This window comes from Sphingobacterium nematocida (assembly GCF_900168125.1).
Taxonomy (GTDB): Bacteria; Bacteroidota; Bacteroidia; order Sphingobacteriales; family Sphingobacteriaceae; genus Sphingobacterium; species Sphingobacterium nematocida.
This window is the reverse complement of record NZ_FUZF01000005.1, coordinates 13,518-28,310: the sequence shown is the minus strand read 5'-3', so window position 1 is coordinate 28,310 and position 14,793 is coordinate 13,518. Positions and strand designations below refer to the sequence as shown.

Below are 14,793 nucleotides of genomic sequence, written 5' to 3'. Positions count from 1 at the left end.
ATTAACGAAAAAAAAAGCCATTCAACATACTGAATGGCTCTTGATTTTTCTAAGAGAAAAAATTAATCTTTCTTAACCTCTGTGTTAGCTGCACGAGACGCATCCAATGAGATTGCCGACTTATCAAAACGAATACGAACCCCAGAACCTACATCAACTAAAAAGGTAGTTTCACTTACTTCTACGATACGTCCGTGTATCCCAGCAGTAGTAACTACTTTAGAGTTTACGTCCAATTCTTGAATATATTTCTTATGGTCTTTCTGTTTTTTCATCTGTGGCCTGATCATGAAAAAATAAAATACAACAACGATCAAAATCATTGGTAAAAAACTCATGAATCCACCGCCACCTGCAGCTTGTAAAAAAAATGTTGATATCATTATTATTTAATTAGTTATAAATTACTGATCTACTTTTCGACCACCCCTTTAATTTGAACAGTTGTAACTCTCGGTTCAGCGTTCGAACTCACTGTTACAATTTTTTGCTGTGTACCTACTTGGCCTAAACTATTAAAACTCACTTTTATCTCACCTGTTTTGCCTGGAAGAATAGGTTCTTTTGTAAAATCCGGTGTAGTACAACCACAAGAAGCCGACACCTGAGACAATATTACTGGAGCTGTTCCTCCATTCGTAAACTTAAAAACATGCTCCACAACAGCACCTTCTTTTACCTTACCGAAATCAAATACAGCGTTCTCAAACTCAATAGATCCCTGCTCCGAATGTGTACTGTCAGTGACAGAAGCTGCGATAGCAGTTGTCCCTTTATTGACATTCGTATCTCCCTGGTTTCCACAAGAAGCCATAAATCCCAAAATCGAAAAAGCCAAAAGTGTGTTTCTAAATTTCATAAGTTAATCCTTTAATCCCCTACCCGCTTTACGAATACGTCCTTCCTTCGTTAAGTCAGCTAGGATTTTATCCAAAATACCATTAATAAATGTGTTACTCTTCAAAGTACTAAACGACTTAGAAAGCTCAATATACTCATTTATAGTAACTTTCACTGGAATTGACGGAAAGTTTATAAGCTCACTAATCGCCATACGCATTAACAAAATATCCATTAACGCAATACGGTCTGCCTCCCAATTCTTTGTTTTTGCCGCAATCAATGCCTGGTACTCATCTCCATACCGAACAGATGTCTTTAATAATTCGGAGATAAACTCTTCGTCTTCATCCCAATTCGGAGTAAGCTCTGCCAACTTATTATTAGAAGGGTTTTCTGAACTAAAGTTTTTAAAAGTTTTAGCAATCATCGCCTGAAGAACTTCCTTATCTACTGGCCAATTGATAAACTTATCTTCAAAAACCTGCTCAATATCTACTGATTTTAAGATAATCTTTTTAAAGATATACTTGATGATATCTTTTTCAGCATTTATACTTTGATCTTCTAAAGCTAAATACTCAAGATAGGCCTCAGAATCCTTAAGCTGGGCAAAAATTGAACGTACAATTTCGGGATCAAACCCCCAAGACACCTTATACTTCTTAACCAACTCGAGATAGGTACGATTCTGCCGTAACGACTCAATAAAGGTGTTACCATTCAATTTTGCAGTCAACATTTTATCCTTCTCCGTCGGCAAAAACTTCGCCGCACGGCTTTCTTGGTCCAAGACCACATATTCTGCCACTTCATCCAATAGATTCAATGTCCAGATATACATTTCATTGACCTCTTCAACATTTTTGAAAAGTGCCTTTTCAAAATCTTTAACCTGTTTATCTTCGGATAAACTGTACGCATAAAGCGTCTGCAATACCTTAACTCTAAGGTGTCTTCTGTTTAACATATTTTAATAAGAACGATTATTTTATAAGAACGATTATTAAAGAATACAAACTACCTTCTCAGCTTAGTCATATCATTGATACGCCTTTCTGCCAATTGTCTAGCTGCTTCAAATGTAGTTATACCTTCTTCTCTAGATGTTTGTAAAACATGGCGCGTAGCGCTATATATATTACGGATTAAAGACTCCGTCCGGTCTGTTCCATATCCTTCTAACTCAGAATAACAGCTAATTAGTGCTCCTGAATTGATCAAAAAGTCGGGTGTATACAGAATATTATGTTCTTTCAACAATTGAATTGTACGTTCTTCGTCTTTCAATTGATTATTGGCCGATCCAGCGATAATCTTGCAGCGCATCTTAGGCACTGTATCCGGATTAACTGTTCCTCCTAATGCACAAGGAGCATATACATCCACATCAAGTTCATAACTGGTCGCATACTGGATAGGTTCAGCTTTGTACTTAGCAGCGACTTTCATCTTACGCTCTTCCGTCATATCCGAGACATAAACACGGGCATTCTCTGCACGCAACATCGACACCAACTGCTCTCCTACTGAACCAACTCCTTGAACCGCTATCTTTCTCCCTGCAAGCGAATCATCTCCATACAACTCCTTTATAGAAGCTTTTATCCCGTAAAAAACTCCTCTTGCAGCGAAAACAGTCGTATCACCTCCTCCATTCATAGAAGTGGGCAGGCCTGCAACATAATCTGTCTCTGCATGGATATATTCAAGATCCTTTTGCGTAGTTCCAACATCAATAGAAGCGATAAAATTACCGTTAAGCCCGGCTACAAACTTACCAAAACGACGCATAAGAATCTCGGTCTTTTCTGTACGATTATTGCCAATTATAACAGCACAACCACCGCCAAGATTCAATCCTGCCAACGAAGACTTATAAGTGATTGCTTTTGAAAGACGTAAAGCATCTTCGATAGCTTCTTCTTCAGACTCATAAGGCAACATCCGAACCCCACCTATTGCTGGACCTAACGTCGTATCATGAATAGCAACAATGGCCTTCAAACCGACCAATGGATCATTGCAAAAAAATAAATTTTGATGTCCGGAAACGGCCATCAAATCAAAAACTGAAGCGTTTTGCATATCAAAAGAAATAATATAAAACTATCCTAAAAAGCTGTACAAAAATAAAAAATTAATTCGTTTTATCTGCTATTTATTGAAATATACACCGTCGTAAAATCCAAATGCACATTAAATAAGATAGCTTTTAGAGAATTATATGACGAATAAGCGCAAAACAGCCAAAAGATATTAAAGTGAAACCATTACATTTGTAATAGACACAGAACATGAAAGAACTATCTTACCTCAACAAATATTTTTACAAGTATAAATGGCGCTTAATTCCAGGTGTTATTTTCGTTATCATCTCTAATTATTTTGGAATCTTACCAGCAAAGGTAATTCGGGAAGCATTTGATTTGGTCAAAGAGAATATAGACCTGTATCGACTTTATGACGGTTTTGAACGACAAGACCTCATGTACCAAGTATTTGGTAGCAGTTTACTCTTTTTTGGAGCGGTGGTACTTGTCTTAGCTTTGTTGAGAGGTATTTTTCTATTCCTGATGCGACAATCCATTATTCTCATATCTAGGCACATCGAATACGATTTGAAGAATGAAATATACCGACACTACCAAGAGCTTGATTTTTCATTCTTCAGAAAGAACAATACTGGAGATCTCATGAACAGAGCAACAGAGGATGTCAATCAGGTACGAAACTATTTAGGCCCAGCTATCATGTATGCAATCAATACAGTAACGCTCTCTGTGATGATTATATACGCGATGTACGATGTCAATCCCACGCTAGCTTCATATGCATTAATACCGATCCCCATCATATCGCTAATCATCTTGATTGTAAATCGAATTATAAATAAGCGGAGCTCTAAAATCCAAGCGCAGTTGTCAAAACTTTCGTCATTTGTACAAGAAACCTTCTCTGGGATAAGAGTCATAAAGACCTACACTCAAGAAGAACAAAAAATGGCTGAATTTGCACATGAAAGCAATGTCTACCGCAACAGCTCTTTGGATCTCGTCAAAGTACAGGCGATATTTTTCCCATTAATCATATTTCTTGTCGGGTTTAGCACCATTGTCACAGTCTATATCGGTGGAATAGAAGTAAATAAGGGAACCATAACAGCTGGAAATATTGCAGAGTTCATTATGTACGTAAACCAACTGACATTTCCGGCAATGGCTTTGGCCTGGGTTACTTCACTAATTCAGAGAGCAGCAGCTTCTCAGAAAAGAATTAATGAATTCCTCAACACAAAACCCGAAATTATCAGTGGTACAATTACGCAAAAACTGGATGGGAATATCCGTATCGAGAACCTTTCGTTTACTTATCCAGAGACTGGTATCAAGGCATTAAGCAATATAAATATTAGTATCAAAGCAGGTCAAACACTAGCTATCATAGGTAAGACCGGATCTGGAAAATCCACCCTTGCCAACCTCCTTTTAAGGATGTATGATGCAGATCAAGGCAGTATAACATATGACGGCAATAATATAAAAAACTTACATATAAAAGGCTTACGTCACCAGATAGGCTTCGTACCACAACAGGTATTTTTATTCTCCGACACTATTGCTAATAATATAGCTTTTGGATTAGATCATTGCGAAATAGATAGAGTAGAATCCGCAGCCAAAGACGCAGCCGTATATGAGAATATACTTGCTTTTGAGGCAGGGTTTCAAACCCATATAGGCGAAAGAGGACTCACCCTATCGGGAGGACAAAAACAACGTGTTTCTATCGCAAGAGCCCTGGTCAAAGACCCTCAAATGTTGATTTTTGACGACTGTCTATCAGCAGTAGACACAAAAACTGAGGAAGAAATACTGCACAACTTAAGTCGTATCATGCGAGACAAAACGACCATTTTTATCGCTCACCGTATTTCAACGATCAAGAATGCAGATCATATCATTGTACTAGAAAATGGAAGTATCATCGAAGAAGGAAACCATAGCAGCTTGTTAGCTGCCAATGGAGAGTATGCCGAACTCTATGAAAAGCAGTTGCTGCAAAGCACAGAGTAACAATTCTGTTTGCAATTCGGGTTATATTTATCTAACTTTCGGAAGATACCAAACCGGATATTCAGTTATGAGACATATTCTTTTAGCTCTTTTTGTGTTGATTTCAACTAGCTTAATGGCACAATTTGAGGACAGTCCTACGATAAGACGCAGCGATTTTGAAACCAAGGTATATGAAATAGATACTAGCGCCCATGCCATAACGCTCTTTGAACACGGGAAGACACAAATTGACAGAAGCGAATCAGATCGATCCTTAATGGTATTTCATCACTACAAGACCCGGATCAGAATCCTCACAAAGGAAGGATATGAGCAGGCTAATTTCACTATTCCGCTGTATAAATATGGTTCAACCTTTGAATATATTACGAATATAAAAGCTACCACATATAACCTTGTAAACGGCAAAATAGAAGGCACTCCTCTCAAAAACAAAGATATCTTTCTCGAAAACAGAAGCGATTTTGTTAAACTGAATAAATTTACGATGCCAGATATCCAGACCGGGTCGATAATAGAACTGGAATACACATTAGTATCTCCCGACATCTTTAACTTCAGATCCTGGCAATTCCAAACAGATATCCCCAAACTAAAAAGTGACTACCAAGTACTGATTCCTGCAATCTATAAATACAATATTACGTTAAAAGGTCCGTTGAAACTTTCCGACACAAGATCGAAACTACAACGCGAATGCCTCCATCTGAATGGAAACAAAATAGACTGTTCCGACATCACCTATTTTATGGAAAGTATACCCGCTTTCAAAACAGAAGCTTATATGCTGGCGCCAAAAAACTACATCTCGGCCGTTAGTTTTGAGTTAGAAGAAATGGCTATGTCAGGAGGCGGCGTCAAATCTTTCACAAAAAAATGGAGCGATGTAGACCGAGAACTCATGACGGATAAAAATTTTGGCGGGCAACTAAAAAAAACAAACTTACTAGAAGAAACGCTGAACAAATCAATAGATGCCGGCTCTAGCCAACATGATAAAGCTAAAAATGTATTCAAATGGATTCAACAGAACATCAAATGGAATAACATTTACGGAAAATACGCACAACATGGTATTGAAGATGCTTTAAGAAATAAAAACGGAAACACAGCGGATATTAATCTAGCGCTCGTTGCTGCTCTCAATGCTGTAGGAGTAGAATCCTACCCGATTCTTGTTTCCACACGCGATAACGGAGTACCCAACAATCTCCACCCTGTCATTTCGGATTTTAATTATGTAATAGCCGGTGTTAAGATTCAGAATGAAACCTATCTCGCAGACGCAACCGATCCCCTACTTCCTTTTGGCGAACTTCCTATACGCTTTATCAACGAAAAAGGCAGAATTATTTTTTCTAAAAAATCCTCGGAATGGATTCCTCTGGTCAATAACCAGATTTCATCGACTCACTACAGTTTCGACGGCTCCCTTGAGCCCACTGGTATACTAAAGGGTAACCTTGCTATAGTATACAATGGAATGGATGCCATAAGCAAGCGCCGAAACATACTTGAGTACCCTTCGGTAGAAGAATACGAAGAAGCTGTTGACGAAAAACTGACAAGCATAACTGTAAAAAAACTTAACATAGAAAATCTGGATCACAATGAAATATCTCTTATTGAAAATTTCATCATAGAGGTCAGAGTCGGTGATGAAATAAAAGGAAATAACTTTTATTTCAACCCTATTTTTATAAATCGTACTATTAAAAACCCCTTCAATCTTGACGAAAGAAACTATCATGTAGATCTCGGTTCTAAAAGAGACGAGAGCCATACGATAACTGTAAAACTTCCAAAGGGAAGCAATATAAAGACGTCACCAAAAAACATAAGCCTTGTATTACCAGAGAATACGGCCCGATATAACTACAAAAGTGAATTGATAGATGACACGCTACATGTTACACAGCACCTATCACTTAAAAAGGCCATATACAATACCGATGAGTATTTCGGATTAAAAGAATTGTTTTCGAGAATAATACAACAGCTAAAGATAGATCACTCATTCAATTACACAGCAGATGCTTCTCTATAGAATTATTTCCGTACTATTAATGACCTTCTGTATTCTACACGCAAACGCTCAACAGTATACGGCATCGGGTATTTCAAAAGATCTGTTAAGTCGCGCGAATGCCGTAGTACAGGAAGAACGCATAGCTTTTGACATAGACTATTCAAATTCATCCCAAACGGTTCATAGGGTAATAACGATACTGAACAAAGCTGGAGAAAAACATGCAGAACTAGTGTTATACTATGACAAGAGCAAAACAATCAAGGATATAAAGGGACAGATTTTAGATGAGTTCGGTAATCAAATTAACAAATTCAATCAAAAGGACTTTAAAGATTATAGTGCCACACGCCAAGTCAGTATGTTTGATGATATACGGGTCAAACATTATACTCCAAACTTTCATACCTACCCCTATACTATTGTGTATAGTTATGAAGTAAAACATACACAAAATCTGTTTATTCCATACTGGCAACCTAACTACTTAGCCGATCTTGCTGTAATTAGTAGCACATACGAATTAAGCTGTAAATCGGATCAATTATTACGGATAAAAAGCGAGAACATACCTCAACCCGCTCATATAACAGCAACTGAAAAATCTAAAACTTATCGATGGATTGCGAAAAACATAAAGGCACGAAAAGATGAGCCCTTAAAACCATTTGATCGACAGGATGCTATCCTCGTTAAAGTTGTCCCGGAAACTTTTCACTATTTCAAGAAAAAAGGAACTGTAAGGAGTTGGTCGGATTTCGGAAAATGGGTACATGAAGATCTTCTAACAGGCAAGCAGGAATTATCTCCCGAAACAAAAGACAAAGTAAGAGAACTTACGGCACATCTGAATTCGAACAAAGAAAAAGCAAAGGTGCTATACGCATACATGCAGGGTAAAACGCGCTACGTCAGTATACAGATAGGAATTGGGGGACTTGAGCCTTATCCAGCTTCCTATGTAGAACAACTGGGATATGGAGATTGCAAAGCGCTCGTAAACTACACACAGGCTTTGTTAAAAGAAGCGGGTATCGAATCTTTATACTGTATTGTCGAGGCAGGGCACCAGAAAAAAAATCTCGATATAGACTTTGCAAATGCCGTTGATGGCAATCACATTATACTATGTTTGCCTTTCGAAAAAGATACCACCTGGCTCGAATGCACAAGCAATAAACATCCCTTCGGTTATCTAGGCAAATTTACTGATGACAGGCTAGTTCTCGCTTGTGCACCCGACGGGGGGAAAATATTACGAACAACCAAGTATCCATCTGCTAAAAATTTGCAAAGCCGAGTAGGACATATTAAAGTGACAGAAACCGGTAATATCCAAGGAAGTATAACAACAACTTTTACCGGCACTCAATTTGACAATCATTTTGAGAATGTTTCTAAAGGACAACGCGAACAACAGGAATTGTTAAAACAATTTTATGACATCGATAACATTAGCTTTTCAAATCATTCTTACGAAGTAGAAAACCAAAAAGAATCAGCGGTTATTGAAAAAACAGATATCACGATAAAGAACTATGTTGTAAGGAACAACGATCAGCTAATATTCCTTCCAAACCTATTCAATATGGCTAAAGCCATCCCAGAATCTAAAAACAGAACGAATCCTCTTTACATAACCCGTGGCTACACAGACATTGACAGTATTACATACAGCATACAAGAAAACATTAAAGACAGATTTTATCCGATAAATAAAGTTATAAATTCTCCTATGGGTACTTATGATCTTCAAATCAGCATGAAAGATGATCAGCTTTTATATTACCGGAAACTGGAAATTAAAGAAGGGACCTACCAATCAGAGAGCTATATCGAATTCTACAACTTTATGCGGGAGGTTTCGGAAACTGATCGAGGGAAATTTACACTTAGACTTGCAACAGATTAATAATTTTATATCTTTGCAACAGCTAATGGGGAATTAGCTCAGTTGGCTAGAGCGCTTGCCTGGCAGGCAAGAGGTCATCGGTTCGAATCCGTTATTCTCCACCATTAAAAAAGGCAGATCTAAAAATCTGCCTTTCTTTATTTTAGTACTTCTTTCCAGAGCTATCGCTCCCCTTTTTCCCACCGAAAGACCGTCCACCTCGGCCAGAGGACTGTTTCTTCTTATGGCGATAATCCGGTTTTGCTCCCGGCTTTGGCTGTTCAGCTTTAACCTTAGTCTTCCCTGTTTGCAATGACGACTTTGCCACAAACTGAGGAGACATACTTAAATCTTCAATCCTCTTCACAGGAAGCTCAAACCCAATTGTAAACTGTATATCTTTGATATATGGAATCTCTTCAACATCACATAAAGAAATAGCAAAACCTTCAGCTCCCGCTCTACCCGAACGGCCAATACGGTGCACATAGGCATCTGGCATATTCGGGATTTCATAATTGATAACATACTTCAGGAGATCAATATCAATCCCTCTAGCAGCAATATCAGTAGCGACTAAAACACGGATTTCCTTCTTCTTAAAGCCTTCCAAAGCATTCTGCCGAGCATTCTGCGACTTATTACCGTGTATTGCAGCTGCAGATATATCCTGTCTGTGCAAAAGCTTAACTAACCGATCAGCACCATGTTTCGTACGTGTAAACACTAAAACATTATCATCTACCTCTTTTTTTAATAGATACATTAAGGCCTTGGGCTTATTCGCTTTCTCAATGTAATACAAGGTCTGTTGAATAGTTTCTGCTGTAGTAGACTCTGGCGTCACTTCGACTTTAACCGGTTCATTCAGGATACTATCAGCTAAAGATTGGATCACCTTTGGCATAGTTGCCGAGAAAAACAAAGTCTGACGCTTCTCTGGAATAACCTTCAATACACGCTTTACATCATGTATAAAGCCCATATCTAGCATCCTGTCCGCCTCATCTAACACGAATATTTCGATCTGACTAATAGATAGGATACGTTGATTCATCAAATCCAAAAGTCTACCAGGAGTAGCAATAAGAATATCCACACCTTGCCGAATCTCGTTTACCTGACTAAATTGATTAACACCGCCAAAGATCACGGTATGTTTTAGCTTCAGATTTTTACCGTAATCACTAAAAGACTCCCCTATCTGTATCGCTAGCTCTCTAGTCGGTGTCAAAATCAATGAGCGGATTGTTCCTCGCTTTTGCCCTTGCGGCTTTGTAGCATTAAGCAACTGCAATATAGGGATTGCAAACGCTGCTGTTTTACCTGTACCTGTCTGTGCACAGCCCAAGAGATCTTTACCTTTTAGTACCTCGGGAATAGCCTGTTCTTGAATAGGTGTTGGATTCTGATAGCCTAGCGCCTCCAAAGCGGCCAATATCGGCGAGCTAACTTTTAAATCATTGAAAGTTTTCATCAATACGTTTTATATAAAATAAACCCTCTTGTAATAGCTATTTAAACAGCAATGAAAATGTCTCGAGGGTTCACGATGTCCGTTGAGAACAACACTTTCAGAAAAAAAAGCCGCCAAGAATTACTTAGCGGCTTTTAAATAGGATTAAACTAAACCTTAGTTTTGTTCAGCAGGTACTACTGAAACGTAAGATTTATTATTTGCTTTTTTACGGAAAACAACTGTTCCGTCAACTAAAGCAAACAAAGTATGATCTTTACCAACACCTACGTTAGCATCTGGATTATGTACAGTACCGCGTTGGCGAACGATGATGTTACCAGCGATAGCTTTCTGACCACCAAAAATCTTGATGCCTAATCTCTTACTATGTGACTCACGGCCGTTCTTGGAACTACCCGCACCTTTTTTATGTGCCATTTCTTTATCTTAATTTATGACTTTCGCCTGGATTAAAAATTCGATTATAAACTGATACCAGTGATCTGGATTTTAGTGAATTGTTGACGGTGACCGTTTTTCTTTTTGTAACCTTTACGGCGTTTTTTCTTGAAAACGATTACTTTATCACCTTTCAAATGAGACAAAATCGTAGCTGAAACTTTAGCTCCTGAGATACTTGGAGTACCCACAGTGAATTTACCACCGTCTTCGGCCAACAATACATTGTCAAATTCAATACTAGCGCCTTCTTCTCCTTGTAAACGGTGTACAAAAAGATACTGGTCTTTTGCAACCTTAAATTGCTGCCCTGCTATATTTACTATTGCGTACATTGTTATTTATTAAAAATGTTAATTATTTAATGAACCGCAAAGATAGACTATTATATTTAATCCTGCAATTTTTTTTCCAAAAACAAAGGAGCTCGAAATAGAGCTCCTTTGTTTTTATAAAGTTCTTCTATTATTTAACCTCGATCAATCGCTTAGCAACGATAGCTTCTTCCTTCTTTCCGATCCTTACATGTAGTATTCCATCAGTATAAGATGCGTCAATGCTGCTATAATCTACAGTATCAGGAAGCGTAAAAGATCTGGAAAATGAACTATAATTATACTCTTTCTTACTGTACATTTTTTCTTTTGTTTCAGTTTCTTCCACCTTCTCTACACCTACGGAAATAATATTTTTATCAACATTGATTTTAAAATCAGATTTCTGTAATCCAGGAGCCGCCAATTCTATCGCGAAAGCTTCTGCCGTTTCGGTAATGTTCACAGCCGGAACACGAGTCACCAAACGATCTGAAATAAATGAATCATTAAATAGATTATCAAATACACTATTAACAAATGGGTTTACACCATCAGTATTCACTGCTTTAGTTGGGATTTTAATTAATGCCATTTTTCTGTCCTCCAATTATTTAGTTGTTCAATTTTTATTATTAATACATCAAGCATATTTCAATAAAAATACCAAAAACAAAAACAAGACTTTTTGTCGCCAACAAAACACAAAAGCAAGTCATAATGTCATAAACAGAATATCTCACCCTAATTCACGCGACATTAATCTTTCTCGAACAATAAAGAGACCTCTGAATTTGCCAAATCACCTCCAAAGGGTGGATTTATCTTTTTGATTGCGACATACACCTTTTGTGCGAAATTAAACTTCTTCATAATTAGGTCCAACATATCTTCCAATGCAGACTCCAACAACTTCCGTTTCGGGCTCATCACCTCCAGCACCACCTGATAAAGCTCTTCGTAATTAATCGTGTTTCTCAGATCTTCAGCGTCCGAATTCTGAAAAGGAAAGTAGACATCTACATTCACATAAAACTCATTCCCAACCACCTGTTCTTCTTCATAAAAACCTATAGGCGAATAAAAGCGTACTTCCCGTAAGGAGACTTTTTGTGTAATCATAATATTAAATTTACACAAATTTTGGATTAAACAAGCTTTTTATTACCCATTTTCAACAAACATAATATGCGTCAGTCGTCACAGTACAATCAACCATTTCAGAACCTATGAAGAACAGTAATGCGTGTAAAACCTTTTTGACGTTAGCGGATATATTATTGTAAATAACTAATTTCGTTCGAAATTAAACCCGACTCATCATAGAGGCTTTGGTTATATATATAATTACTTCGTGACCTGATTACACTCGGCTTGGATATTCCATCCCGACAAGTCGGGACAATTTAATGATAGATAAAAACAAACCGAGTGAAGCGAGCTCATTTATACAAATGAAAACAAACACTCATAAATAATCATACGCATATGAAAAAACTATTGGTACTACTTTTATTAGGATCTACGTACGCATACGGCCAACGCAACTTCACCATAGATGAAACGGTATTCGGCCCTGGTAAATTTGCACCAAAAAACCTTTTTGGTCAAAAATGGGTTAAGGGAACTGATGCTTTTTCTCATATAGACAGCACTTTCCAAACGCTGGTAATCCGGAGCAACAAAGACAACTGGCAGAGCAAACCATTAACCTCCGTGACAGAATTACAATTGGCATTATCTAAAATTCTTCCCGGAGAAAAGTTCAATTTACGCAGCTTTCCTACGCAATATGTATGGGTAGATGCCAATACACTAGCTTTTAATATTAACGGAGAAAAAAACACATACCGTATCGCCTACAATATAGCAAACAAGGAAGCAAATTTAAATTCAACAGTTCCAAACAATGCCTCCAACACAGAATACAGTACTTCTAACCGACAAACAGCTTACCTTAACGGCAACAATATCGAAATTATTACCGCCACAGGAAAAAGAATAGAAGTCACTAAAGATACCATTGACGGGATAGTAAACGGGAGCGAAAACACTCACCGCCAGGAATTCGGGATTAACAAAGGGATGTGGTGGTCTCCAGATGATCAAAAACTACTTTACTACCGTAAAGACGAAACAATGGTCAGTAAATACCCTCTACCACAATGGAACACTCGCGTAGCCACAGTCAAAGACATACGCTATCCAATGGCTGGAATGAAAAATGAAGAAGTCACATTAAACATCTTCAATACGCAGACCAACGAATACATAACATTACAAACCGGAGCACAGAAAGAACAATACTTAACTATTGCAACTTGGGACCCAAACAATGACTACGTGTATGTCGGTGTATTAAACCGCGGACAAGATCACCTAAAGCTCAATAAATACAATGCTAAGACGGGCGAACTGGTCAAAACACTTTTTGAAGAGAAATCAGACTCCTGGGTAGAACCTCAAAAACAATTAATCTTTACACCGAATAATGCACAACAGTTCCTTTATCAGACCGACAAAGATGGCTACAACCAACTTTACTTATACGACACGCAAGGTTCTTTAATTCGTAAACTAGGATACAACAGCGTTATCGTAATTGATTTCCAAGGTTTTGACCACAAAGGAACGAAAGCATACTACACAGGAGCTACTAACAATGGATTAGAACGCCACCTCTTTGAAGTTGAGTTAAAAACCGGAAAAACTACCCAATTGACCAAGATTAACGGCACTCACAATGCCGCGGTGAGCGAGAGCGGTAATTACATCCTTGATCAATACAGCAACTTAAGTACACCAAACAAAATACAAGTGCTAAGTAAAAAGGACGATAAGACTACAAATATATTAACAGCCAACAATCCATTTACATCGCAGATAAATCTTCCGAGAATCGAGTTCAAAACATTTGTATCCCCAGATGGACAAACACCGTTAAACGCGAGGATCACTTATCCCACCAACTTTGATTCTTCAAAAAAATACCCAGTCATGCTCTATTTATATGGGGGGTCACATGCTCAATTGGTTACAGACAAATGGTTGGGAGGAGTAGGATACTTCGATCTTTATATGGCTCAAAATGGCTATTTGGTATTCACGCTTGACAATAGAGGATCAGATGCCCGTGGAAGAGACTTTACCCGCGTCACTCATCGCAATCTTGGCGAAGCAGAAATGGCAGATCAACTTGTAGGGATAGAATACCTCAAATCACTTCCTTACGTAGACAGTAACAATATGGGGATTTTTGGTTGGAGTTACGGAGGCTTCATGACCACCTCTTTAATGACCAAACACAACAATATCTTTAAAGCGGCGGTAGCTGGAGGCCCAGTAATGGACTGGAAATATTACGAAGCTATGTACGGAGAACGTTACATGGATACACCGCAAGAAAATCCAGAAGGGTATAAAAAGACTTCTTTATTAAATAAGGCAGACAAGCTGAATGGTCACTTACTAATAATCCATGGCGCACAGGACCCAGTAGTCGTCCAACAACACAGTATGGACTTTGTCGAGCAATGTATAAAAGCAGGAAAACAGGTAGACTATTTCCTATACCCTACACACGAGCATAACGTAAGTGGAAAAGATAGAATTCACATGTATGATAAAATTGCCAAGTATTTTGACATACATCTCAAAAAGTAATTAGATCCGTCAACAAAAAAGGGATTGCCATATGGCAATCCCTTTTTTGTTGACGCAAA

The 14,793-nt window shown here is 38.0% G+C and carries 13 protein-coding genes and 1 tRNA gene; 5 read left to right on the top strand and 9 right to left on the bottom strand.

Annotated elements, in window-relative coordinates; genetic code table 11:
* Nucleotides 1-62 precede the first annotated feature (62 nt).
* From yajC to B5X76_RS07825, 4 genes are read right to left on the bottom strand one after another with little or no spacing between them, the layout of a single operon-like run.
* A complete protein-coding gene (gene yajC / locus B5X76_RS07840) occupies nt 63-383 on the bottom strand; it encodes a preprotein translocase subunit YajC (RefSeq protein ID WP_079642561.1) in 321 nt (106 codons plus the stop codon).
* A gap of 29 nt (nt 384-412) precedes the next feature.
* Nucleotides 413-859, bottom strand: coding sequence for a DUF1573 domain-containing protein (locus tag B5X76_RS07835; protein WP_079642560.1), 447 nt, complete (start codon nt 857-859; stop codon nt 413-415).
* A gap of 3 nt (nt 860-862) precedes the next feature.
* Entirely contained in the window at nt 863-1,810 is a 948-nt protein-coding gene (gene nusB / locus B5X76_RS07830; protein WP_176141015.1) for a transcription antitermination factor NusB, read from the bottom strand.
* A gap of 50 nt (nt 1,811-1,860) precedes the next feature.
* A complete protein-coding gene (locus B5X76_RS07825) occupies nt 1,861-2,928 on the bottom strand; it encodes a Glu/Leu/Phe/Val family dehydrogenase (RefSeq protein ID WP_079642559.1) in 1,068 nt (355 codons plus the stop codon).
* Between the two features lie 209 nt (nt 2,929-3,137).
* On the opposite strand from B5X76_RS07825, the gene B5X76_RS07820 reads away from it, so the two are divergent.
* From B5X76_RS07820 to B5X76_RS07805, 4 genes are all read left to right on the top strand, one after another.
* Nucleotides 3,138-4,916 (top strand): ABC transporter ATP-binding protein, encoded by a 1,779-nt coding sequence (locus B5X76_RS07820; RefSeq protein WP_079642558.1) that lies wholly within the window; start codon nt 3,138-3,140, stop codon nt 4,914-4,916.
* A gap of 67 nt (nt 4,917-4,983) precedes the next feature.
* Nucleotides 4,984-6,966: a transglutaminase family protein gene (locus tag B5X76_RS07815; RefSeq protein WP_176141014.1), complete on the top strand. Its 1,983-nt coding sequence runs from the start codon at nt 4,984-4,986 to the stop codon at nt 6,964-6,966.
* Between the two features lie 19 nt (nt 6,967-6,985).
* Nucleotides 6,986-8,860: a DUF3857 domain-containing protein gene (locus B5X76_RS07810; protein WP_176141013.1), complete on the top strand. Its 1,875-nt coding sequence runs from the start codon at nt 6,986-6,988 to the stop codon at nt 8,858-8,860.
* Nucleotides 8,861-8,887: 27 nt separating this feature from the next.
* Nucleotides 8,888-8,964, top strand: a tRNA-Ala gene (locus tag B5X76_RS07805).
* A gap of 38 nt (nt 8,965-9,002) precedes the next feature.
* Here the strand turns inward: B5X76_RS07805 and B5X76_RS07800 are convergent.
* The 5 genes from B5X76_RS07800 to folB form a co-directional block, all read right to left on the bottom strand.
* Nucleotides 9,003-10,316, bottom strand: a complete 1,314-nt coding sequence (locus B5X76_RS07800) for a DEAD/DEAH box helicase (RefSeq protein WP_079642555.1) — start codon at nt 10,314-10,316, stop codon at nt 9,003-9,005.
* Nucleotides 10,317-10,472: 156 nt separating this feature from the next.
* Nucleotides 10,473-10,736: a 50S ribosomal protein L27 gene (gene rpmA / locus B5X76_RS07795; protein ID WP_021070981.1), complete on the bottom strand. Its 264-nt coding sequence runs from the start codon at nt 10,734-10,736 to the stop codon at nt 10,473-10,475.
* A gap of 44 nt (nt 10,737-10,780) precedes the next feature.
* Nucleotides 10,781-11,092, bottom strand: coding sequence for a 50S ribosomal protein L21 (rplU, locus tag B5X76_RS07790; protein ID WP_079642554.1), 312 nt, complete (start codon nt 11,090-11,092; stop codon nt 10,781-10,783).
* Between the two features lie 130 nt (nt 11,093-11,222).
* Entirely contained in the window at nt 11,223-11,666 is a 444-nt protein-coding gene (locus tag B5X76_RS07785) for an Hsp20/alpha crystallin family protein (RefSeq protein WP_079642553.1), read from the bottom strand.
* A gap of 164 nt (nt 11,667-11,830) precedes the next feature.
* Nucleotides 11,831-12,193, bottom strand: a complete 363-nt coding sequence (gene folB / locus B5X76_RS07780; RefSeq protein ID WP_079642552.1) for a dihydroneopterin aldolase — start codon at nt 12,191-12,193, stop codon at nt 11,831-11,833.
* A gap of 366 nt (nt 12,194-12,559) precedes the next feature.
* On the opposite strand from folB, the gene B5X76_RS07775 reads away from it, so the two are divergent.
* Nucleotides 12,560-14,734, top strand: coding sequence for a S9 family peptidase (locus B5X76_RS07775; protein ID WP_079642551.1), 2,175 nt, complete (start codon nt 12,560-12,562; stop codon nt 14,732-14,734).
* Nucleotides 14,735-14,793: the final 59 nt, after the last annotated feature.

What these genes read in the sequence shown, in the direction of transcription:
- yajC (WP_079642561.1), bottom strand. Translation starts at nt 383, where the DNA reads ATGATATCAACATTTTTTTTACAAGCTGCAGGTGGCGGTGGATTCATG.
- B5X76_RS07835 (WP_079642560.1), bottom strand. Translation starts at nt 859, where the DNA reads ATGAAATTTAGAAACACACTTTTGGCTTTTTCGATTTTGGGATTTATG.
- nusB (WP_176141015.1), bottom strand. Translation starts at nt 1,810, where the DNA reads ATGTTAAACAGAAGACACCTTAGAGTTAAGGTATTGCAGACGCTTTAT.
- B5X76_RS07825 (WP_079642559.1), bottom strand. Translation starts at nt 2,928, where the DNA reads ATGCAAAACGCTTCAGTTTTTGATTTGATGGCCGTTTCCGGACATCAA.
- B5X76_RS07820 (WP_079642558.1), top strand. Translation starts at nt 3,138, where the DNA reads ATGAAAGAACTATCTTACCTCAACAAATATTTTTACAAGTATAAATGG.
- B5X76_RS07815 (WP_176141014.1), top strand. Translation starts at nt 4,984, where the DNA reads ATGAGACATATTCTTTTAGCTCTTTTTGTGTTGATTTCAACTAGCTTA.
- B5X76_RS07810 (WP_176141013.1), top strand. Translation starts at nt 6,986, where the DNA reads ATGACCTTCTGTATTCTACACGCAAACGCTCAACAGTATACGGCATCG.
- B5X76_RS07800 (WP_079642555.1), bottom strand. Translation starts at nt 10,316, where the DNA reads ATGAAAACTTTCAATGATTTAAAAGTTAGCTCGCCGATATTGGCCGCT.
- rpmA (WP_021070981.1), bottom strand. Translation starts at nt 10,736, where the DNA reads ATGGCACATAAAAAAGGTGCGGGTAGTTCCAAGAACGGCCGTGAGTCA.
- rplU (WP_079642554.1), bottom strand. Translation starts at nt 11,092, where the DNA reads ATGTACGCAATAGTAAATATAGCAGGGCAGCAATTTAAGGTTGCAAAA.
- B5X76_RS07785 (WP_079642553.1), bottom strand. Translation starts at nt 11,666, where the DNA reads ATGGCATTAATTAAAATCCCAACTAAAGCAGTGAATACTGATGGTGTA.
- folB (WP_079642552.1), bottom strand. Translation starts at nt 12,193, where the DNA reads ATGATTACACAAAAAGTCTCCTTACGGGAAGTACGCTTTTATTCGCCT.
- B5X76_RS07775 (WP_079642551.1), top strand. Translation starts at nt 12,560, where the DNA reads ATGAAAAAACTATTGGTACTACTTTTATTAGGATCTACGTACGCATAC.